Source organism: Comamonas sp. Z1, assembly GCF_008121555.1.
GTDB lineage: Bacteria > Pseudomonadota > Gammaproteobacteria > Burkholderiales > Burkholderiaceae_C > Comamonas > Comamonas thiooxydans.
The window spans coordinates 39,608-63,200 of record NZ_VOQT01000019.1; the positions used below are offsets into that span (position 1 = coordinate 39,608).

Sequence of the window (23,593 nt, forward strand, 5' to 3'; positions counted from 1 at the left end):
ACTTTTGTTCCTAGCGTGACACCAGCAACCTAGGGAGCGAACGCTAAATCCCGATTGTCGCCGCTATCAAGAGATAGCCGACACGCTTTCAGCAGGTTTCCGGAGCAAAGGCCTGATCAAATTCAATGATTCCGCGCGAACGCAACAAATCGCACACAGCATCTACCGATTCATCCAGGGTCAAAAGGCTAGTATCAATTTGCAACTCTGGAGCTTCAGGCGCTTCATATGGCGAAGAAATGCCGGTGAAATTCTTGATCTGCCCTGACCTGGCTTTTGCATACAGACCCTTGACATCCCTCGTTTCGCAAACCGTCAAGGGGCAATTGCAAAAAATTTCGAGAAAATCACCATGAGGGAAGATGGATCTTGCGCGCTCACGATCGGTCCTGAAGGGCGAAATGAATGCCGTGAGTGTGATGACCCCCGCTTCGAGGAACAATTTGGCAGTTTCACCAATACGGCGAATATTCTCGATGCGGTCATGGTCAGAGAAACCAAGATCACCGCACAGGCCATGGCGCACGTTGTCGCCGTCGAGAACAAAAGTGTGCCGCTTCGCGACATGCAAGCGCTCTTCTACGGCATGGGCGAGCGTTGACTTTCCCGAGCCAGAAAGCCCGGTAAACCATAAAAGCACGCTCTTGTGCGAATTAAGCTTTTCGCGCCTGCTGCGGGTGACGGTTGCCTGATGCCAAACTACGTTTGTCGATTTATGCATGGACGACCTCAATGGAAAGCTGACCCATTTCAAATCCCTTGCTTTCAAACCATGCAATTCCCTCCTGAACAAGCGTCAGCACCAAAATATAGGCCCCCGCTTCAAGCGGTGCTTGAACCTGCATGCTCGCATGGCGCGACGTATGGGCGGCAATGCCGCCGGCTGGAAGGGCGGTGCGTAAACCATCGAACAACACCTCCTCTCCCGATGTATTCAACCAGTGGTAAGAGAGGCTGATGGGACGAAAATCATCCCCGACCCAGGCCTGGTCACTGTGATTGCGCACTTCAATATCAATGCTGGTCACTGCCCCGGCCGTCAGCGGCGGTAAAGACTGGGGGGCCAGCAAGCAGCCCGCATGCTGCGTGACGACAATTTCTGCCAGTGCACGCGCTGTGGCGCCTAATGCGGGACGGAAGCTGATCCCAGCGGGCAGGCATACATTTCCTGCAAAGATTTTGCCAGCGGGGCGCGAAACCTCGAATTCACACATCGCGTCACGCCAGAAAAGCTCCTTGACGCCCTCGGGCAATCGCTCAGCAAAAGCGAACCCCGCTGTGTACCTTCCGGCGGGAAGATTGGCGATGATATGGTGGCTGACTTGGTAAGCGCCACCAGAGACCGCGCGATGCGACTGCCCCAGCAAGGTGTTGTTGATTCCAAATACCAATCGTCGATGGACATCGAAGATATGGATGCCCATTTCGAGGTCATGTATTTCCCGCGCCAGAAAAATATCCATCTCCAGCGTCACCAATTGGCCATGGGCAATGCTGAAGCCTTCACGCAATGATGGCGCGGCAACGACTACATCGGTGGTTGTGAGCGCCCGGCCAGGCAAAGGCTCGCGCTTTGTCCACAGCGATTCGGTGATCGGAGGCACGCTGGTGGAGCTTGATTTTTGGGGAAGAGACTTTTTCCAGGCAACAACCTCTTCAAAAAGACGTATATCCAGTGAGTTCAAAGCGATAATGCGCTCCCGCAATGCCGGTGTGATTTCATCGACCTGGGGGCGCTGCGTGGTGACATTCACTTTGCCCAGTTTTTTCGGCTCAGGTACCCCTATCAGTGCGGCCGCTTCGGCCAGAAACTGCGGCATGTCGTCATAAAGGCCCACCACATCATATTTTTTGATCACTGCAAGCGAATTGGCAATTTTTTGATCGTCGCTTTCCGCGCCATTGCCTTCAATGCCACAAAAATGCTTCACATAGGCATTTTCAACATAATCAGCAAGAGAATTTTCTTCTTCCTGAAGGAATTGGATGGCGGCCTGCCTTAAGCCAGGAAGCTGGACATCATCATGGTTGTTGATGACAAAGAACAACCACGAAACCACCCTGTCCACAGGGTCGCGAAACAGCGTCATATATTGATAGCGCGGGTCCAGACCTTCGCCATCCTTAAAACCGACGTGCGCGCTGATCACCGAATACAGGCCACCATACTGGCAAATCAGGTCGGAATGATCGCCAATCAGGTTGGTCGTTACGCATCCTGCCCCCAGTTCCTCCACCATCCAGGCATTAATGGCCTGCCCAGCGGTTTTGGGCAAGTGATCAAAAATCAGTCTTCCAGGGAAGGCTTTTTTGCGAAAACTCATGTCCTTAAGGGCTTTGATCCGTTGAAAAATGAACACAAAGTGGGGCAGCAAGGGAGTGACGAAGAGCCATCCTCGCCTCTTTATTCAATGCCCCACGTCAAGCCGCCGCGGCCCGTGCATGCCAATCGCATTGACCGCGGCAAAGCGCATCGTTCCCTGCCCATGACGGGACTGGGGAGAGAGAGACTTAGAACGAGAAGCCAGCCTGGTTGCGGCGGATATCGGCTTCCACCATCATCTGGCACAGTTGTTCCAGCGTGGTTGTCGGTGCCCAGCCCAGTTTGGCCTTGGCGCGCTCGGGGTTGCCGATCAGCAGCTCCACCTCCGCCGGGCGATAGAACTTGGGGTTGATGCGCATCACGGTCTTGCCGGTAGCGGTGTCGACAGCGGTTTCGCCTTCGGCCTGGCCCTTGAATTCCACCTCAATGCCAGCGCCCTTGAACGCCATCTGCACAAAGTCGCGCACAGTTTCCGTGCGGTTGGTGGCCAGCACAAAGGTGTCTGGCTCATCGGCCTGCAGCATGCGCCACATACCCTCCACATATTCCTTGGCAAAGCCCCAGTCACGCTTGGCATCCAGGTTGCCAAGCTCCATGCAATCGATCTGCCCCAGCTTGATCTTGGCAACGCTATCGGTGATCTTGCGGGTCACAAACTCGCGCCCACGCAACGGACTTTCGTGATTGAACAAAATACCACTGCTGCCGAAGATGCCATAGCTTTCACGGTAATTCACCGTCATCCAGTGGGCGTAGAGCTTGGCCACGCCATAAGGACTGCGCGGGTAGAAAGGCGTGCTTTCAATCTGCGGAATGGCCTGCACCTTGCCAAACATTTCGGACGTGCTGGCTTGGTAGAAGCGCGCCTTGGGATTGACGATGCGGATGGCTTCCAACAAGTTCACCGCGCCAATACCCGTAATCTCTGCGGTGGTCAGCGGCTGCTCAAACGATACGCCCACAAAACTCTGCGCAGCCAGGTTGTAAACCTCGGTAGCCCCCGTAGTCTGCAGCAGGCGAATGCTGGCCGACAAATCGGTCAGGTCATATTCCACCAAATGCAGATGGGGGCTCTTTACAATACCCAGTTCTTCAATGCGCCAGAAATTTACGGAGCTTGTGCGGCGGTAGGTGCCATACACCTTGTAGCCCTTTTCGAGCAGAAGTTCGGCGAGATAAGCGCCGTCTTGGCCGGTAATACCTGTAATGATTGCCGTTTTCATTTTTAGCTCTCCTATTTAAATTGGGATAATATTAATCTTTTTCAAAGAAACAATTGAATTATCAACGATGCATCGAATTTCATAATCATTCACATATTCATCAATATTGACTTCAAATGTAACCAACGGAGCATCCTCAGCAGAATCGCCTGGATTGACAGAAATCCCTCCACTCCAAAATACTGAGGAACCTTGATTTGCAACCATATCAATAGTTATTTGCCCACCAGAACGCATTTCGCGATTATCAAATATCTCAACCATGTATGTGCCGGGCCGCAGTGATCGATGAGGACCAAACATCAAATACCCACCTTCGCCCGTGCTTTGAAGATTGGCCCCAACATGAATACCCGCTTGAGTGCTAAGATCATACCCAGGAAAAAGTTCAATAGCGCCTTTACTCGCCATTGACAAAACATTTTGCGTAAAATCAAAAACCGATTTTGCCGTATCAGACCATTTTCTGATTTTATAATTATTTCTAACCCGTTCTTCAATTATTTTTATTTTCTCCGGATGATCAACAAAATCAATAATAGCTTCTGCCCATGCCTCAGGACTCCACGGTGAAATATACTGTACCAAATCACCGCCAACTTCTGGCAAAGACCCTTGATCAGAAACCAATAACGCCTTGCCAAAAGCAAGAGCCTCCCCAACGGGCAATCCCCAACCCTCATAAAAAGACGGGTAAAGACAAAAGTAGGCACTTTTGTATAACGTATTAAGATCCGCGTCAGAAACATGATTTAGTTGAACAATCAAATTTCGCGTCAACGGGTCCAATTCGATATCTTTGAGTAAATCGCTAACCCCCCAACCAGGCATTCCGACAAAAACTAGCTTCGGTAATTTTTTTGCATGTCCTGCCCGGCACAGTAGATGATATGCCCTATACAAGACTTCATGATTTTTTCTACGCTCGATAGTTGACACAAAAAGAATGAATGGTTGAGCGACAACTTCCTGAACATCCAAAGAGGCCACACCCGTCCCATCTGGCACATTATCCCCTAAAGGAATAATGCAAGTAGGTTTTTTAGGCGCCCCAATTTCATGACACAGATTCAGAAAATCTGCTTCTGTTTGTTTTGAGATACATAAAACCCCTGCTGACCCCCATGTCAGCATATTGAAGTACTCTTTAAACCTGTTAGAGACATCCCCCACACAATATTGTGGAAATAAAACAGGTATCAAGTCATAACAACAGGTTAATACATGAACTCCATTTTTTTTTGACAAATTATAAAAACTTGAAGAGTATGCTCCATCCCAATCCAATCCAACAGATATTAAAACATCGCCAGATCTTGGACCATAACTCCTCACCTTATCAATTGGAATTGACAGATTAACTGTATTATTAAAGCTGTCTTTTTCAAACATCCTCAATGCGCGCATCAAGAACGAGCGCCCAACATCAAACGATGCTAGTTTTGGCAGAATTACGTCTGCAGCTTTTTCAAATTTTGATTTTTCACTATTTTTTAATGGAATCCATTCGACAAATTGTCCATCCTGCCAGATACACTGTTTGAATTTATCTTCTCCAAAAATCTTCCCAAGCTCTTCGCACAAAGCCTGTTCAACGCGCACTATTCCAACTGGCGGCCGATTCCAATTAGCACTCGTAGTCACATTCATCCAAACTACAAAATCATCATTTTTTAGTTTAGCACTCATAATATACCTTGAACTTCGAATAACATTTTTTTGAGAGGCAGAAGCGTATTTTCCCACAAAACAACCTCACGCTCTGCTCGAGACTCTTTGGACAAAATCAGAGGAGGCTCGCTCATTACCCTCCTAATAGAATGCTGAAAATCAGATGGATTATCTGTTACGTGAACTCCACAAGAGCTAGAGAAATTTTCAAATCCTCGCATCGCTGTACTTGTTGCAACTATATGCTTTCCACTCCAAAGAGCTTCAGCTGTTTTAAGGTTTGTTCCGCTACCTTGGGTGATTGGCAATATAATGGCATGAGCTGTCTCAATAAATCCTTGTAAGCACTCCTCATCAACCATTCCAGATGCAACAACAAACTTATTAAAACCAGCAATACTCTTTGCCTTTTCATAGCCTTGTAAACTTGGACCAACACCACCAGCCAGCAATATTCTTTCATCAGGCGATAGACACCCTATTCCAGCAGAAAACATATCAACAAAACCAACTACATTCGGCAAATGTGCACTCGCGCAATATAATCCAAACTTATGGTTCCCACTAAAATTATTTGCCTTCTTTATTCCTTCAATTGTACCAATCCTATCTTGAACTCCGTTCGCGACTATTAGACATGTAACTGATGTATTCTCTCGCACCCAATCTGCATCATGTTGAGATACGCAATAAACCCCATCTGCAGATTTAATTGCATTCAACTCACAATTCAAAACCAAATTTTCACCATTAACAACCTCTTCTCGAGAAAGATAGTTGCTTAATATTTTTCTTTTTAGCTGGTGCTCAATATTTTGAGATCCATATACTATCTTTATTTTCTTATTAACAGATGAAACATAACGCTGGGCAAATCGAAAAAGCCAAGGCTGCTCCACGTGAATAACATCTACATCCATAGAAATGCATGATGCCAATTCCTCGAAATATTTATTATTCTTATAAAAGAGCTCACCAATCGCCCAATCTTCCATAAGAAATGGATTTTCTATGAACTGAAGGAAAGGCTTCTCGCCAGGATAATTAACAAATCCAGGCTCTTCAGAATATTGAGAACTTCCTAATACCCCTATCGCTTGTACATTATGGCCAGCAGATCTATAAAACTCAACTATATTAAACAATCGATGTTGACCACCATGCTGAGGCATAGCTATAGGGTATGTACTCAAAGTAATTATATTCATATAATATAACTCATTTATTGATCAGATTTTCTAATTTTTTAATATTGAACTCATGCAAAGCCTGAGTCTCTTCCGCTACTCTGACAATATGATTCTCCATTGCCCTTAAATCTTTTAAATAGCTTTTTATACCAAGAAAAAATATAACCCCAGACATAAAATTCCCTACAATAGGAAAATCACATATCTTCAAAAAAATTAATTGCGAACGAAATCCGCAAATTCTGATTTTTCTAGAACCAGCTTCTGGGGATTTTAATATATTCTCAATAATATATAGCTTACTTACTCCACTACGAACCTTAGAAACATAATGATCCTCACCTTCTGCATCTGGATCTCTATTCAGGATAGCCTGATAAGCAGCCTTAACAAAATTTCTATCATAAAGTTTTAGAAAATCATTCACATGATAAACGCCACTCTGATTTAACTCAAAGGTTGGTTGATAATTGTTCTTTGCGTACATAGGCAAATCCATTAAATGTTCGTGTTTCCAAAAATTTACATTAGCCGTCGAAGAAATAAGCTCTATCGTCTGATGCGTAACAACCTCAGAAAAATTGGAACTCATCAACCCTAAAACTTCAAGTAAAGACTCACGTTTTATTCGATTGAGATTTGAATTTCTTGATTTCAAACGCTGAAGCTCATTGACGAAGAAGTTAACCTGCTGAACGTGTCGATATTCCAATGAAAAAATATCAGAATTGACTTTATTTAATTCTTCTTGTATCGCCTTTATTTTAATCTCATATTTATTTTTTATGAAAATCTCTTTTAATTTAAAATCATCGCGCAGCTCTTCTAACTGACGCTGAGAATTGATAAAAGACTCTTGAAATTCACGCTGTCTATTTATTACTTCGATCAGCTCTTGCTCTTTTTCCCTAAATTCTTCTCGCAAAGCCAACTGCACCTGTTCATTAGCCTTTTTCTCTTCCATCCAACTGAGTGTCTTGAGCGTAAATTCATCGCGCATTTCACGTTCTTGCTCACTGTGCATGTGTGACAACTCTGTCCTTTGCTGCTCTGCGTGCTGCTGGGCTTGGAGTAGTTGCTCTTGTAGTGCCTGCAGTTTTTGCTGCAGCGCCTGCTCCCGCTCGGCGTACTGCTGCTGCAGAGCCGTGGCATGTTCTGCGTGCCGGTGGGCCAGCTCTGTTTTTTCGCGCTCGGCCTGTTGCTGGGTTTGGAGCAGTTGTGCTGCCACTTGCTGTTCGCGCTGAACGAGTTGGCGCAACAGCCTTTCCAGCTCCAGGCGTGAGTGGCTGTTTTGTTCATGCAGCAGCGTTTCACGCGCTGCACGTTCTTGCTGCAGGCGATCCAGCTGTTCTTCCAGGGCCTGCAGTTTTTGCTGCAGCGCCTGCTCCAGCTCGGCGTACTGCTGCTGCAGAGCCGTGGCATGTTCTGCGTGCCGGTGGGCCAGCTCTGTTTTTTCGCGCTCGGCCTGTTGCTGGGTTTGGAGCAGTTGTGCTGCCACTTCCTGCTCGCGCTCCACGAGTTGGCGCAAAAGCCTTTCCAGCTCCTGGCGTGACTGGCTGTTTTGCGCGTGCAGCAGCGTTTCACGCGCTGCACGTTCTTGCTGCAGGCGATCCAGCTGTGCTTGCAGGGCCTGCAGTTTTTGCTGCAGCGCCTGCTCCCGCTCGGCTTGATGCTCTTGCATCGTACGTTCTTGCTCGCTGTGGCTGAGTGCCAATGCGGCGAGCTGCTTTTCAGCCTCGCTGATCTTTTCTTGATAGCGTGCCGCAATGAGTTGATGAAAGGGGGCGCTGGCGGTGCCATTGAGGGCAAAGCCGTCAAAAACATTGGGGGGCGCAGCGAAAGCAGCTTTCAGTTCTGAATGTGTCTCTGAAACGTAATACCGGTTCAGGCCGTCAAAATAAACCGAGGTATAGCCATAGCCAACCAGTATGGATTCCCAACTTTGGTGGGTGTCGATCTGTGTGAGCGGTAGCGTGCTTTCCACCACTACAACCCAAGGCCGCGCCGTTGACGTGCCCCAGCTTGACAGCACTTGCTGCTCAAAACCTTCTACGTCTATCTTGAGCCAGTGTATTTCTTGCTCTGCACATAGTTGAAAAACGGCAGAGAGGGGAATGCAAGGCACATTGGTTTCGCGCACGTCGAAGCCACGTGCGCGATGCTGCGCTGCTATCTCTGCATCTGCCGTTGAAATGCCTGTATCCAGTATTTCAAAAAAATGCAGTACGGCTGAGTCTGATCCAACTGCAGCCTGGATAACCTTGTCACCGGGCCTCTTCTGCCTGAGCAGTGCAGCATAGTGTGGTGTGGGCTCCACATGAATGCCTTGCCAGCCGTGCTCATGGAATGCAAGACTGACAGAGTCGATGACTGGGTCCTGGGCACCTACATCGATATACAAGCCTCGCTCAATATGGCCCAGTGCTCGCCATAGCATGACGTCCTCAAAATTTTGCGCGTACGAAGTGATATTCATGCGATCGATCCCACGGGGCAGGAAGTGCAGATGTCTGCCTTGAGGGCAACAGCGTTGTGATGGGGCTCTGGCAGTTGTTGTTGCAAGCCCAAGGTATGCAACAGCTGGATAGCGGAAAGCTGCCATGTTGGGAACAATGGCCTAGCGAGACTTTGTGACCCTAAAACAGGTGCACCCCAAGCAGGCTGTAGCCAATTGACAATCGCAGTGGCAAGATCGTTTGCTGATTCGCCGTGGAAGTAGGTAACACCTGCAAGATTGAGTTCTTGAAACACTGAAATCTTGCGCGCCAAAACCAGCTTGCCATGCTGGACGGCTTCAACCAAGGGCAGACCAAACCCCTCGCCTCGAGACGCCACCAGAACACCGCTGCATGCGTCATAGAGCTGTGCCAGGTATTCATCGCTGACGTCTTCCAGCCAGAAAAGCCGCTGGCCTGCCTGTGGATGGCGGCGCAGTTTTTCTTGCAGTGCCTGGGTTTTCCAGCCCGGGCGGCCGACGATGACTAATAGCGATGTGTTGCCCTGTTGCCAAAGCAGCTCAAATGCAGCCAGCGCCTGGTCGTGGCCCTTGCGCGGCTCCAGCGTGCCGACCATCAACACGGCGGAGGTGCCGCGCAGACGCTCCAGCACCCCTAAGGCGTCCGCCGGCAGGCCGCCGCTGGGCGCGCTGGCGTCAATATCCGCCCCCAAGACGATGGTGCTGGTGGACAAGGCGGTGGGCGGCATGCCAAAGCGGGTGTTCAGCCAGGCGTGCAGTTCAATCTTGACGGTCTCGGAAATGCAAATGGCACTGTCGGCATGCACGGCCAGCCACTTGATCCAGCGTTTGAAGTTGCGGGCGGTTTTGGGGTTGAACCATTCTGGGTGCTGCAGGGGCAACAGGTCATACACCACAACGTGCATTTTGACGCCGCTTCTTTTCCAGCGCAGCACCTGGGCCTGGTGGCGGGGCAGCAGATGGGCGGCAAGGTCTAGGCCCAAGAATAGGTCGCCGCACCCGGCTTGCACGTCTGCCCTCACGCCCCCCCTCGCGTCCGCCTGCATCGGCAGCAGCGCAGCGCCTGGTGCTTGAGGCGTGGGGTCAAGAAAGTCAGGGGCGGCATAGCGGTAGCCGTGCTGCCGCGTGGCAAAAATGGGGCGCACGCAATAGCCTGCTGGCGGTGCCATCAATAGCTGCAGTAGCAGCGCCCGCACCACGCGCTGAATGCCCGTGCGTGCGTCGCTTTGGTGAATGACGGACACATCAACCAACAACTGCCGTGCCGGCGTGTGTGCCGTTGCCGTTGCCGTTGCCGTTGCCGCTGTTGAAGCACGCTCATTCAGGCATTGCCGGGCGAGTCGCACGGGCAGGAGCGTGAGCGCCCATGCGGGCATTTGCCAAGCAAGCGCTTTCATTCTGCGGCGTGGTTTTGATAAAACGCGAAAGCCTCATCCACGTGGTCAAACGTGGTGAGTTTGCCTCGGACCAACACGGCCGCACGGTCGCAGTGCTCACGCACATAGCCAGGGTCATGAGAGACGATGATCATGGCCCGGTCTTTGCGCTTTTCAAACAACTCAACGCGGCATTTCTCATGAAAACGGCTGTCACCCACGGCCACGATTTCGTCGATCAAAAAGCAGTCAAACTCCACCACCATGCTGATGGCAAAAGCCAGACGGGCGCGCATGCCGGCGGAATAAGTTTTGACAGGTTCGCGCAGATAGCGGCCGAGCTCTGAAAACTCCTGCACGTAGGCAATTCTGTCTTCGGTGCTTTTGCCATATACCCGGCAGATAAAGCGTAGATTGTCCAGCCCGGTCAGCGAGCCCTGAAAGGCGCCGCCAAATGCCAGCGGCCAGGACACACTCATTTCACGCCGGATCAGGCCAGAGCTCGGTCGTTCCGCGCCGCTGATCAGCCGGATGATGGTGGACTTGCCGGCACCGTTGCGCCCCAGAATGCCGACCTTTTCACCGGGGCGAATGGTCAGGTTAACGTCGTCAAGCACTGTGACGTCGCCATGGCGTGTGGCATAGCGCTTAGTGACATGCTCGATATGAATCATTCTGGCATCACCGTGCGGCTGATTTGACGCAGTTTTGCAAGACCCAGCAGTGTCAGTACCGCGCAAAATACCGCCATATAACCGATGTCATAGTGCGCTTTGAAGGAGGAACCGAAATAGCCTTCGCGCAGCAACTCAACGCCATGCACCATGGGCAGCAGTAGCACCAGATCTTGTGCGGCCGTTGGAAGTGCATCCACCATGAAGGCTGCACCAGACAGCGGAAAGAGCAGATATGAGGCGGGATGCCACAGTTTGTCCACGATTTCTGATTGCTCGCTCAGAGCCCCCATAAGTGTTGCCAATGCAAAACCAAACCAGGCAAGCATGAACCAGGCAAGCAACACCTTGCCAATGTCTTCCGGTGGGCTGATCAGACCTAAAGCAATAAAGAGCAGGCTCAGCACCATGAATGAAATAGTTGCACCCGCAGCTTCCAGCAGCAGGCGTGCGGCAAAGATATCCACCACTTTCACATGGCGGTGGTACATCAGCGCCAAGTTGGGGCCAACCGAGCCAATGCATCGGCCAGGCATATTGCGCCATAGCAATACGCTGGAATAGCCCGTCAGGGCAAAGGCGGTAATGGGGAGGTTGGAGCCATGAGCTGCGCCGGCCAGAGTCCACAGTGCAGTCACGCCCAAGGTAAACATCATGGGCTCAACAAACAGCCACAAAAAACCAATGTTGTGACGCCCATAACGAGTGATCACTTCGCGCATCAACAGCGCACCAATGACCCGGCGCTGGATGGCCCAGGAGGCAGCCAAGGAAGAGTGTGAAGGGCGTTGAGAGTCAGCCAACGTTTACTCCTTCAATCCTGATGCTCGCGCACGCCAGCCAGCAGCATGCTCAAAACACCCCACGCCACCAGGCCCAGTACAAAGGTTGCAAGAATGCTGCGCAGACGCCGCGGCTCCAGCGCGATATCGGGCAGGCTGGGCTGGGCGATGCGCTCGATGTACACCTGCTTGCGCTGTGCTTCGTTGCGCGCCTGCTCCAGCGATGCCAACGCAGTGGCCAGCTGTTTGTCGGCAAATTCACGCTCCAATGCCAGGCGCTGGAATTCTGCTGCCTTGTTCGCTAATGAGCGCTCACCGCCGGCGACCTTGATGTTTTCAACTTCCATTTCGGCCTGCAAGGTGCTTGCCCGCTTTTCCAGAGCCGGAATTTGCGGATTTTGCGGCGTAAAGGTTCTAAGCTGAGCCAGCTGCGTTTTAGTGATGATAAGCTCATCTTGCAACTTAGCCACTTGCTGTAATTGCACCGTAGCCTGTCTTTCGGGGTCTACGACACCCTTTGCGTTGCGATACTCTGAAAGCGCCAGCGCCGCTGCTTTGGATTTCTTTTCAGCCTCGGCAACTTCGACTGCGGCAGAGCGAATCAAATCCTGGCGGCCACGTTCGTTGAGGCGGTTGACCAAACCTTCGCTCAGCTCTAGCAATTTCTGGTTAATATTTTGCGCATCCTGCGCGGCATAAGCGCGCACCGTAAGTGTGGTGATCGAGGAGGCAGAGTCTTGCTGAACGTCGACTTTTTTCTGGAAATAGCGATGCAATGCCTCAAAACTGGTATCGAAGTCCAAGCCACCAAAGCGACTCACTCGATCGACTGAGGTGCTGGAAAATGCCTTACCCACGGCAAGTGCATCGTCAATTTCCTTGAGCGCATCGCGAGAAAGTACATAGTCGCGCACGGTGTAGCTGTCATCTTGGGCACGAGAAAATCCCGCACCTTTGAGCAAAGCGCCAAGTCCAGTAGCGACCTGCTTTTCCGGGCTACGCACCACAATACGGCTTTCAGAGACATACACATCCGAAGCCATCAAACCGAAATAGACGGTTGCAACGACAGTGGGCGCAGCAACTGTCAAAAGAAAAAGTCGGTTGATGCGGGAAAGGCGATGTTTCAAGGACTTCCCCATGGCATTGGGGGCCCCATTTGAGCCTGGGGGGGTTGACATTTCCAAAAGATATTCCTCGTTGCGCGCCCTGATTGAGGCGCGCAAATTACTGTGTTTTTAATGATGTTGTAGGGTATGCGGCAAGCAAGACCCGCGCATTACAGCTCGGGCCTTGCGCCACTGAATGAAGAGGACTCGGGACGTTCATAAACGCAATTACAAGGCTTAATACATCGCTGCTTGACCTTGTCGTGACTTTGTACCGCGTGCGGCTTCGCACATCATCTCCATCGCATACCAGCGATTTTCTGGCTTATGTCTGCGACTCTAAGACGCGTCCATAAATATCTTCAAAACGGACAATGTCGTCCTCGCCAAGGTATTGACCGCTTTGGACTTCGATCAAAACCAAATCCAGCACACCCGGGTTTTCCAAACGATGTGTATGGCCTGCAGGAATATAGGTAGATTCGTTGGTTCTGACGAAGAATTCCTGATCCCCATTGACCACTCTGGCAATGCCGCTCACGACAATCCAATGCTCGCTGCGATGGTGATGCATCTGCAACGACAAAGACTCACCCGGTTTCACTTCGATACGTTTGATTTTATATTGTGGATCTTCTTCTAGAACCGTATAGGTACCCCATGGACGATGTACAGTCAGGTGGTGTTTATGAGCGTCGTGGCCTTGCGCTTTCAGCTCTTTGTAAAGGACCTTGACATCCTGTGAGCGCTCTCTGTCTGCAACCAATAACGCATCGGGAGTATCGACAATCACTAGGTTGTCGACGCCAACCGCACCGATCATGCGCTGGCTGCTCTGGATAAAGCAGTTGGAAACATCGTGCAAGAGCGTATCGCCTTTAATGCGATTGCCATGCGCATCGGGCGCTATCAGATCACCAAGTGCGTCCCAAGATCCAATATCGCTCCAGCCGATGGAGCAAGGCACAACTGCGACGTGGGAAGCGCGCTCCATGACTGCATAGTCAATAGAGTCATCTGGAACCTCCGCAAATGTAGCTGCATCCAGCTCTTGCTCAACAACACCGTCGCCTTCAACTTTACGGGACTGCTCAACACATTGCTGGGTTTTAGAAAGAATTTCAGGGCAATGCGCCTCCAATGCCTGCAGCATAGTGCCCGCTTGAAAGCAGAACATGCCGGAATTCCACAGAAAGCGTCCAGAGTCCATGTATTCACGCGCTTTTTCCAGTGAGGGTTTTTCAACAAAGCGCAATACGTCGTGACCATCGACTTCAAGATAACCGTAACCTGTTTCAGGCGCATCCGGCTGGATACCAAACGTCACTAATTTTTGTTGACGCGCCAGCATAGTTGCCTCAGCAACCGCTGAGGAGAAAGCCTTCTGATCCGCAATCAGATGGTCGGCTGCTAGCACCAGCATGATGGCTTCTTCACCATACATCTTCGACACGTGCAGGGTAGCCGCCGCAATCGCTGCAGCAGTGTTTCTACCAAAGGGCTCAAGAATGAACGAGGTTGCCAGTCGATTTGAATTAACTTCGCGATATTCATCTTTCGTTTTGAACAGCAGCTCGCGGTTGGTCACCGTCAGAACCTCGGCCACCCCTGGTAGTTGAGCGCCACGCAGGAAAGCTTTTTGCAGCAAACTTTGCCCATCACCAAGCCGGATGAATGGCTTGGGATGTGTTTCACGCGATACAGGCCAAAGGCGAGAGCCTGCACCACCACAAAGTACAACTGGAATCAAGGTAAGAGCAGTCATGAAGTCAATTCTTTGATGGTTTGAATACTGAATTCCATTTGCGCCTGGCTGTGCTCAGTACTGAGAAAGAATCGCAATCTGGCGGCTTTCTCTTCGACAGCTGGATGAAGAATGGGTTGGACATTGATGCCGTGCTCAAAGAGCTGGCTGGAAAGACGCGCGGCCTTGACGGAGCTGCCCATCATCAAAGGAATGATGGAATGACCTTGGGACATGCCAACATCTAGGCCAGCTGCACGCGCCTGTTGCAGAAAAAAATGTGTGTTACTGCGTAGTTTTTGCACGCGCTCTGGCTGCTTTTGCATGACACGAAGAGCTGCAAGTGATGCTGCAGCCAAGCTGGGAGCTATACCGACGCTGTAGACAAATCCAGGCGCTGCATATTTAAGGAGCTCCACCAGTGCACGCTCTCCAGCGATATAACCACCGCAGCCCGCCAGCGTTTTAGAGAGCGTGCCCATCCAGATGTCCACATCGCGGCCATCCACGCCGTAGTGTTCGTGCAGCCCCTTGCCACTTGCGCCTAAAACCCCTAGCGAATGGGCTTCATCGACCATCAGAAATGCCTGGTGCCTGCGTTTGATGTCAATCAGTGATGGTAAATCTGGGATGTCCCCATCCATGCTGTAATGGCCTTCAACCACGATAAGCACCCGCTCATAATGTCTGCGGCTCTCGATGAGTATCTGCTCCAGTGCTGCCAGGTCGTTGTGCGCAAACGGACGCCTTGCAGCACCGGAAAGTGCAATGCCCTGCAGCACACTGTTATGGCTCAAGCTGTCGTGCAGCACCAAATCTTTAGGGCCGAACAAGTAGCCAATGGTGCTGACATTGGTAGCGTGACCGCTGACAAACACAATGCTGTCTTCAACGCCATAAACCTCTGCCAAGGCTTGTTCCAGTTCTCGTTGTATTGGGCGCTCGCCTGCCACTAGGCGACTGGCCGATGCTGATGTACCGTAATGGTCAATGGCATCCTTAGCAGCCTGGTTCACATCAGGGTGCCCTGAGAGGCTCAAGTAGTTGTAGCTGGAGAAGTTAATGAACTCATTCCCAGCAATACGACTCGTAGCACCAGCCATACCATCGTGAATGCGGAAGAATGGGTTGTCCAGTCCCAGTCGATTGGCCACCGCTTTCGGGACCAGCATTTTTTCGTAGCCAGGATGGCGATCAAACCGGGTAAAAGCGGGGTTTACCGATGAGTGCATCGCGAACCTTGTCGCGACTACGGGCTGCTGAGCAGCACTGGTCTTACGCCCAAGAATGCGATCGATTAGCTGTGTTTTGGCCTGTCGGGCCAGTGGAGACTTGTTCATGGAATAAGCGCCGCGCCCTTTTGGGCAAGCATTTGCGTTTCTTGCGCCAGAGCTTGGAGTTGTTCGGTGGTCATGCCTTCGCCGTGCTGTTGAAGTGCAGCGGTCACGAAGGCAAGCTGGCTTTCCTGCTGCGTTGATGGTTCGTTTGCAGTATCTCCATCCACCAGTTTTTCCACGATGCGCGCAGTCACGTTGCTAACAGAAGGCGAGTCGTTCAGCATCATGACCGGAAGCTGTATGCCAAAGCGTTGCTCAAGCCCCAATGCAAGCTCAACAGCCATTAGCGAGTCCATCCCCAGGTCGTGCAGCGACGCCTGCGGCTTAATGCCTGCTGCCGGTATGCACAGCACCTGAGCCACCTCCTGCGTCACCATCTCGCTCACAATGGCAGCTGCCTCTTGTGGCGTTTTGCTCGCCAGTAGCGCTCCGATGTCTGTGGTATCAACACCAGAAGAATTCTCTTCGCGCAAACGATTGAGCATGGTGAAACGACTGCCTGTAGATGAGGGCAGCAACCTTGCTAATACATTCCAGTCAAAATCAGCAGGCATAACGATGGCGTGATCTGAGCGCAATGCCTGACCCAGTTGGGTCAGTGCATCGGCTGCAGCAATCGGGGGCTTACCCAATCTCTGCGCCAAACCATCTTTGATCGCCTGGTTACGCTCCAGATAGCCTGCATCCCCAATAGGCCCCCAAGCCATGCAAGTCGCAGGCTGGCCATTGCGCTTGCGCAATGCTGCAAGCGCTTCCAGCCCCGCATTTGCAGCCACGTAGTTGCCCTGACCCGGATTGCCGATAGCCGTGGTGATGGATGAATACAAGACGAAATGGCGTAGAGGCTGGGTTGCGGTTGCACAATGCAAATTCCAAGCACCCTGCAATTTGGCCGTCAGCACGCTTTCCATACTTTGCGCATCCAAGTTGTGCAACAGGCGGTCGTCGAAAGTCGCCGCCGCATGTAACACACCGGTCAACGCAGGCATATCTTCCGGAAGTGATTGCAATAGCGCTGCCAGTGCCGCTGCGTCAGCCACATCACAGGCCGCAGCAAGCACGCGAATCCCCTGAGCAGTCAACGCATCGACGGCGTCTTGTGCACCTGGGGTCTGTGTGCCCCGGCGACCAACCAACACCAGATTGCGCACACCCTGGCCGACAAGCCAACGTGCAGATTCGAGGCCAAAACCGGATAAGCCTCCGGTGACAAGCCAACAATCACCATCATTGAATAATGTCGATGAGGACTGAGCAGGATCGGCAGCGCTGAGCTGTGGCAACACATCGAGAGACACCACGATCTTTCCGATATGACGTGCCTGCTGCATGAGTCTGAAAGCATCCACCACACGATTAGCGCTGAAACTGCGCAACGGCAGCGGCGTCAGCACCTGTTCATGAAACAAGGCCATAACCTCCTTGAACAAGCGTGCTGCGAGTTGCGGGCGCCCGTTCATCAGTTGGTCGGCATCGATACCAAAATAGCTGATGTTGTTACGGAATGGGCGTAACCCCACCGGGGTGTTCTCAAAGAAGTCACGTTTACCCAACTCAAGGAAGCGTCCAAAAGGTTTGAGCACATCAAGGCTGCGGCGCATGGCCTCACCGGCCAGTGAATTCAGTACCACATCCACGCCTTGGCCACCGGTAGCTGTCATCACATCTTCGGCAAATGACAGGCTGCGCGAGTCGAAGACATGGTCTGCACCGAGGAGATGCACAAAGTCACGCTTTTCGTCACTACCAGCTGTGGCATAAATCTTAGCCCCCAAGTGGCGTGCCAGCTGGATAGCAGCGATACCTACACCACCGGCAGCGCCATGAATCAGAACGCGCTCGCCAGGTTGGAGATCGGCCAACTGCTTGAATGCGTAGTAGACGGTGAGAAAGACAGTGGGGACAGTAGCGGCGGCCTCGAAAGACCAGTGCGCTGGCATATTAGCCACTGCATGTGCCGGTGTAACCACATGGCTGGCAAAGCAGGATGCGCCAAAACCCATGACAGCATCACCCACTTGCAACTCACGCACTTTGTCACCCACGCGGCTAACCACGCCGGAAAACTCCAGCCCCAAGCTGGCACCAGCAAATCCATTTTCCACGGCCTCGTCTGGCAGCAGACCCATAAGGTACATCACATCACGGAAATTCAGTCCCGTGGCGTGGGTACGTACCTCGACTTCGTCATCACGCAGTGCGCGTTCGGTCTGCGGCAGCCAGACCAGATTGCGTAATTGGCCTGGCACATGGAAATCGAGACGCACGCGCGGTGTGGAAACAGGTTCCTTGGGGGTCACGACCGCTTCCGCAGCGTGCATGCTCAGACAATAGCGGGCCTTGCGTCCCAGCACAATCTCGCTGGCGCCATCCGGATGCAGCAGCTCGTTTTCCAACCGTGACAGAGATGCTGGATCACTTAAATCGCATGCCAGCTCAATCAGCGTGGAGCAAAGTTGTGGCACTTCGTTCATGACAACGCGGCCAAACCCCCAGCGGGCTGCCTGGGCAAGACTGGGAAGCACTTCCTCTGGCAATGTGCAGGCCAATGCACCGCCACGCATAAGCATCCAAAGCTTGGGCATCTGCCCCACCTGCTTGCGCGCCAGTGTCTGAATATGACCCAGCAACAGCCCTAGCGTCTGCGCCGCGACATCGGCACCATCGTGCCAGCCCACCAGGCTCACAATATGACTCGCACTGCTCAGTCGCACAGCATCGGGGGATTCGACAATGTATGCTTCTTGACCCTTTTCACGCAGGCGTGCACCCAGTTGCTGACCAAAAGTTTGGCTGGCAGCATCAACCAGGAGCAGCCAGCTACCGAACGCCTGAACTACCTCAGGTGGCCGTTCGATCAAGGATGGAGTGTGACTACGGCCCAACAGCAAATAGGCACCAGCAGACAAACCTTGAGCTTGTGATTCAAGGAAGAGCTTAGTTTCATCAAAGCCTGCGACCTGAAGCAGTTGCTGCCAAACCTGCGGCGTCTGGAGTGAGGACTGGGGATAGTCACCTTGACCTCCTGCATGCCACCACTGCAGATCTAACCCTTCAACAAAGTCTACGCTCCAATCGGCATGGCGCTCAGCAAGCCACAGGCTGCCATTGATGGCCAAAAGTGATCGCAGCCGTGCCAGGGCAGCCTGAGGGTTGATGCTACGGTGCAGGGTATGGCGCAATACCAGCACATCAAAGCTCTGAGGGACTTGTGCCGGCAGCACGATATCCAGAGAGAGCGGATCGAACCCAGTCACAGCGATATTGGCGTGCGCCTGAAACTCTGAGGCTTGACGGGCCTGCAAAGCAGGATCTGCCACAGCCAGGACATAGTCAAACTGATCATGAGGCAAAGTGCTGAGCAATACGTAGGGCAACTCACTGAGACCCGCAGATATTTCCAGCACACGTAGTCGGCGGTCAGTCGGCCAGTCACTTGCAGCCCGGCCCAGCATGGCTTCCAACGCGATGCGCACGCCCGCATAGGACGGATCAGCGTGGTGTATTGCTTCAGCAATCGGGGAATGATGCAGTTCGCTGACCAGAGCGGATGCATCCACCGTTCGATCAAGCAAACCAGTCAACTGACGACCGACACGGCCCAGCATCGACAGTTGTGGCAGGCATTCCGGGTTGTCCTGAAGTATTGCACGCCAAAGCTCATCTGCAGCTGGCAAACCTGGGTCTTGAGCCAAAGCTAGACGACCCTCGATGCTTGGCACGAGCAACTCTTCTCGGTGCATAAGAGCAGCCAACCAGCGTCCGTAAGGCGTTTCAAACAATTGCTGCCAATCGTCGCCTTGCGACTGATGCAATTGCTGGCAGGCTTCATAGCCAAAAGAAAGTACCAGAGCCTCGATCAACGGCAGTGTTTGTTTAAACCACCCTTGGCGAGGAGCAGCATGCTCAGCCAGTGCATCAGTTGCATCCTGCAGCAGCGCAGCAGCTGACAGCAGCGGAGCCTGCACAGCATCAAGTGGATGTGGTAGCAACCTAGGAGTGATGCTCCATCGAGCAATCTTTTCGTGTACGTGACGCTTGAGATGGGCTGCGCGAAAACGGCAGCCTCGGATGACCGCAACCAGCTGTTCATCGGCATCCAGCAACTCAAAGTCCGCCAGTACTGATCGATGACTGTTACGTAACAACTGCGCACGCAAACGAGTTACTTTTCCGAGACTACAGATCTCGATATAGCCCATCTTCACCGGCAGCAGTGCCATCCCCTGCCCCGCCTCAATACGTTGGGCAAAGAAATCCACCAAGGTTTGAAAGCAGACATCCAGCAAGGCTGGGTGCAAAAGATAATCCGACTGAATCAGCGATGGTGGTGGTATGAGAAGTGCTTCTAGGTGTGCATTTGCGACCCAAACCTGCTGCAACCCTTGGAAAGACAGCCCATAGTTAAGCCCTAGCGATGTTGTCAGTCGGTAGTGCGTGGCCTGGTCCAGAGTACTGCTTGATGCAGCATCAACTGCAGGGATTTTGGAGGCAAGCATATGCCCTGCCGCTTCCAGCACACGACCCGTCGCATGCAACGTCCAATCATCGCTGCTCAATCGCTGACGGCTGGAGATCTGGAAGTTGCCGTCGCGCGGATTCAGCGTCAGTCTCAGTGTTCGGCCATGCTCCCCATCAAACACCATAGGGGTGATGATATCGAGCTGCTCCACAGCACAGCGTGGCGACTGCAACCATTCACGGGCTGCTGCCAACGCCATTTCTGCATAGGCGGCACCAGGGTAGACGATAGCGCCACTGATCTGGTGATCGGCTAACCAAGGATGCGTTTGTGTATCTAATGTATTTTCCCACTCTGGGCTGGTGCTTTGTAGGCGCCACCCCAGTAACGGGTGCTCTCTTCGACGCTCGAAGGTCAGCGCAGACTCATTAGAACGGGGGTGCCAGTGCTTTTGCCGCTGCCACGGATAATTAGGTAAGATGATGCGCTGGAAGGCGGGGCCGAACAGGTCAATAAGCGACGCAGCATCCCCCTGCAGCAAGGTGCGTAATGCAGCTTCTTCCAGTCGCTGCAGGCCATCATCGCCTCGCCGCAGCGTAGGCAGCGCTCTGCCCTTGATATTGGCATGGGACAGGGTATCGGAGATATAGCGCTGCAAGATGGCGTGCGGGCCTATTTCCACGAAAATCCGGCATCCCAGTTCGGCCGCCTTGTCAACAGCCTGCGAAAAGCAAACAGGTTCACGCACATTGCGCCACCAATAGCCAGCATCCAACTCATCACCAGCCAGCACATCACCAGTTACCGTCGACACAAAGGTTGCCGCCTGAGCAACTGCGGGCTGCAGACCTTGCAGCCACTGTCGTAGCTGCTGCTCAATAGGATCCATCTGTCGACTATGAAACGCATAGTCGAGATCCAATAGACGGAAGAATGTGCCATTGGGCTCCACTAAACGCTGCATGCGTTGCAGATCCTCCAGACTGCCTGAGAGCGTAATGCCGTTAGGACTATTGAGACCCGCCACCTCAACATCAAGTCTCATGTCTGCAATAAGGTCTTTCGCGACTTGGTCTGTCATACCAGCAGCGGCCATACGCCCGGTACCTCGTGTCAACGCCTGTGCCTTGCTACGTGCACAAATGACCTCAATCGCTTGTTCCAAGGTCAGGGCTCCCGCAGCCCATGCTGCAGCGATCTCTCCTACGCTATGCCCAGCAGTGACATTGGGCTTCAATCCAGCCTGTACCAAAATGCGTGTGATCGCAACCTGGATGCCGAATAGCAGCGGCTGAGCAACGCTGGTGTCATCAAAGCGGGATGCAACATCCTGCGCTTGAAGCTCCTCAAGCAGCGAAAAGCCCGCCTGCGACCGCATTGCCTCATCCAACTCCGCTAAAATCGCCGCGAATCCTGGCGATTCAGACATCAACCGCCGGCCCATTCCAAGCCATTGCGCTCCATTCCCGGAATATATAAAGGCTACATCACTGGGCTGATCAATAGCATCTTCGGTATATACGCCTGTGCACGAACCCTCTTGCGCATAGCTCCGCAACATGCATGAAGCTGACTGAGCATCAGTTGCATATAGTGCCAAACGTTTTTCCATGCGTTCGCGACCAAGCACCGCTGTACGAGCAATTTCTTGAAGTTCTTGCTTAGAACGATCTTGAAGCAGATCAGCATAGCGCTGAGCCATGGCGCGCAAAGCATCGTCTGTGCGCGCTGACAACAGCAAAGGCACAAGGTCATTGGGTAGCGCAGGCGAAGGCACAGCCGCTGCCTTCTTCAGCCCGCTCGTCGATGGGTACTCTTGCAGCAATACATGCGCATTGGCTCCACCAAAACCAAAGGAGTTGACGCCAGCCACCAACGGCTTGCCACCCTCCTTTTCTATGGGCATGTAGTCGGTAACGGCCTGCAAGTTGAGACCTGTAAAATCGATACGCGGGTTGAGTGTGTGCAGATGAAGCGCTGGCGGCAAAGCCCGGTGCTTCAGCGCCAAGATAGCCTTGACCAAACCCGCCATGCCCGAGGCAGACTCCAAATGACCCAAATTGGCTTTCACCGAGCTTATAGGCAGCGGCTTGTTTCGCTTCTGCCCATACACGTTGCCGATAGCCGCCGTTTCTATGGGATCTCCCACTACCGTGCCAGTGCCATGAGCTTCAATAAAATCCACGTCCTCTGGTTTGAGCCCACTTCGTCCCAGCACCTCAGCCATTAGTTCAGCCTGACCCTCGCTACTAGGAATTGTGATACCAGTCTTACGCGCGCCATCGGCGTTCACACCACTGGCTAAAATCACTGAGTGAACAGTGTCGCCATCTCGCAGCGCATGCTCCAGCGGCTTCAGCAAAAGTACAGCGCAACCCTCAGAACGTACATAACCGTTACCCGCCTCGTCAAATGGTTTGCAGCGCCCATCAGCGGACAACATGGATGCCTTAGTGAAACCAACGAAGGGATAGGGATGCAGCAGCAGGTTCACCCCGCCAACCATGGCCATCGATGCTTCACCTGCCCGCAGACTATTACAAGCATGGTGCAAAGCGACCAAGGACGACGAACATGCAGTATCCACAGCCAGTGAAGGGCCGCGGAGATCGAAGACATAAGAAAGACGGTTAGCAGCAATACTCAACGTATTGCCAGTCATCGAGTACGCACTCATGCTGGCCATATCGTCCAAGCTACGCACGCCATAATCCAGACTTGAGATGCCGACATATACAGCACAGTCGGAACCAGCAATCGACGATGGCACTACACCAGCGTTCTCCATCGCCTCCCAAGAAAGCTCAAGTAAAAGACGCTGTTGAGGGTCTAGCCACGCGGCCTCGCGCGGAGAAATCCCAAAAAAACCAGCATCAAACTCATCTATGCGCGAAAGCACGCCAGCGGAAAAAGTAATACTCCGCCCAGGTTCAGAACGCTTAAGGTGCTTTAGTTCACTTGTAGACCAACGATCTTCTGGAATCTGAGTAACCAGATCGCGCTTTTGTTTCAGCGCATCCCAGAACGCATCCTCAGCACAAAGATCCCCAGGAAAACGAAAGGCTAGCCCAATTATTGCGATGGAATGAGATTCGGATTTAATCAATTTATATTCTTGTATCGCCCGCACTTATACCCAAAACACTCATAGGTTGCTAATTGAATTACAATGACGAGTGTCTGCGCATTGAATGCAGGTTGAGTAAGCGTTTTTTCACCAAGGCTG

Annotated in this window: 13 protein-coding genes; all 13 read right to left on the reverse strand. The window is 52.2% G+C overall.

Annotated features, from left to right (window positions below):
• Positions 1-88: 88 nt before the first annotated feature.
• Entirely contained in the window at positions 89-721 is a 633-nt protein-coding gene (gene cysC / locus FSY45_RS23150; protein WP_148748413.1) for an adenylyl-sulfate kinase, read from the reverse strand.
• Complete coding sequence (locus FSY45_RS23155; protein WP_148748414.1) at positions 714-2,324, reverse strand: Wzt carbohydrate-binding domain-containing protein; 1,611 nt, start codon at positions 2,322-2,324, stop codon at positions 714-716. The genes cysC and FSY45_RS23155 overlap by 8 nt, the downstream gene beginning before the upstream one ends.
• A 187-nt stretch (positions 2,325-2,511) precedes the next feature.
• A complete protein-coding gene (gene gmd / locus FSY45_RS23160) occupies positions 2,512-3,546 on the reverse strand; it encodes a GDP-mannose 4,6-dehydratase (protein WP_148748415.1) in 1,035 nt (344 codons plus the stop codon).
• Positions 3,547-3,561: 15 nt separating this feature from the next.
• A complete protein-coding gene (locus FSY45_RS23165) occupies positions 3,562-5,235 on the reverse strand; it encodes a glycosyltransferase family 1 protein (RefSeq protein WP_255443410.1) in 1,674 nt (557 codons plus the stop codon).
• Positions 5,232-6,425 (reverse strand): glycosyltransferase, encoded by a 1,194-nt coding sequence (locus tag FSY45_RS23170; RefSeq protein ID WP_148748416.1) that lies wholly within the window; start codon positions 6,423-6,425, stop codon positions 5,232-5,234. Before FSY45_RS23170 ends, FSY45_RS23165 begins: the two co-directional genes overlap by 4 nt.
• Positions 6,426-6,435: 10 nt before the next feature.
• Positions 6,436-8,883 carry an FkbM family methyltransferase gene (locus FSY45_RS23175; protein ID WP_187427598.1) on the reverse strand — a complete coding sequence of 816 codons (2,448 nt, stop codon included), beginning with the start codon at positions 8,881-8,883 and terminating at the stop codon, positions 6,436-6,438.
• Positions 8,880-10,280, reverse strand: coding sequence for a glycosyltransferase family 1 protein (locus tag FSY45_RS23180; protein WP_255443411.1), 1,401 nt, complete (start codon positions 10,278-10,280; stop codon positions 8,880-8,882). The genes FSY45_RS23175 and FSY45_RS23180 overlap by 4 nt, the downstream gene beginning before the upstream one ends.
• Positions 10,277-10,933 (reverse strand): ABC transporter ATP-binding protein, encoded by a 657-nt coding sequence (locus FSY45_RS23185; RefSeq protein WP_148748418.1) that lies wholly within the window; start codon positions 10,931-10,933, stop codon positions 10,277-10,279. Before FSY45_RS23185 ends, FSY45_RS23180 begins: the two co-directional genes overlap by 4 nt.
• Positions 10,930-11,736 (reverse strand): ABC transporter permease, encoded by an 807-nt coding sequence (locus FSY45_RS23190; RefSeq protein WP_255443412.1) that lies wholly within the window; start codon positions 11,734-11,736, stop codon positions 10,930-10,932. Before FSY45_RS23190 ends, FSY45_RS23185 begins: the two co-directional genes overlap by 4 nt.
• 11 nt (positions 11,737-11,747) lie before the next feature.
• On the reverse strand, positions 11,748-12,896 hold the full coding sequence (locus FSY45_RS23195) for a hypothetical protein (RefSeq protein ID WP_148748438.1): 1,149 nt from the start codon (positions 12,894-12,896) through the stop codon (positions 11,748-11,750).
• Between the two features lie 253 nt (positions 12,897-13,149).
• Positions 13,150-14,589 carry a mannose-1-phosphate guanylyltransferase/mannose-6-phosphate isomerase gene (locus FSY45_RS23200; protein WP_148748419.1) on the reverse strand — a complete coding sequence of 480 codons (1,440 nt, stop codon included), beginning with the start codon at positions 14,587-14,589 and terminating at the stop codon, positions 13,150-13,152.
• Positions 14,586-15,908 (reverse strand): aminotransferase class I/II-fold pyridoxal phosphate-dependent enzyme, encoded by a 1,323-nt coding sequence (locus FSY45_RS23205; RefSeq protein ID WP_148748420.1) that lies wholly within the window; start codon positions 15,906-15,908, stop codon positions 14,586-14,588. The genes FSY45_RS23200 and FSY45_RS23205 overlap by 4 nt, the downstream gene beginning before the upstream one ends.
• Entirely contained in the window at positions 15,905-23,473 is a 7,569-nt protein-coding gene (locus FSY45_RS23210; RefSeq protein ID WP_255443413.1) for a type I polyketide synthase, read from the reverse strand. Before FSY45_RS23210 ends, FSY45_RS23205 begins: the two co-directional genes overlap by 4 nt.
• Positions 23,474-23,593 lie beyond the last annotated feature (120 nt).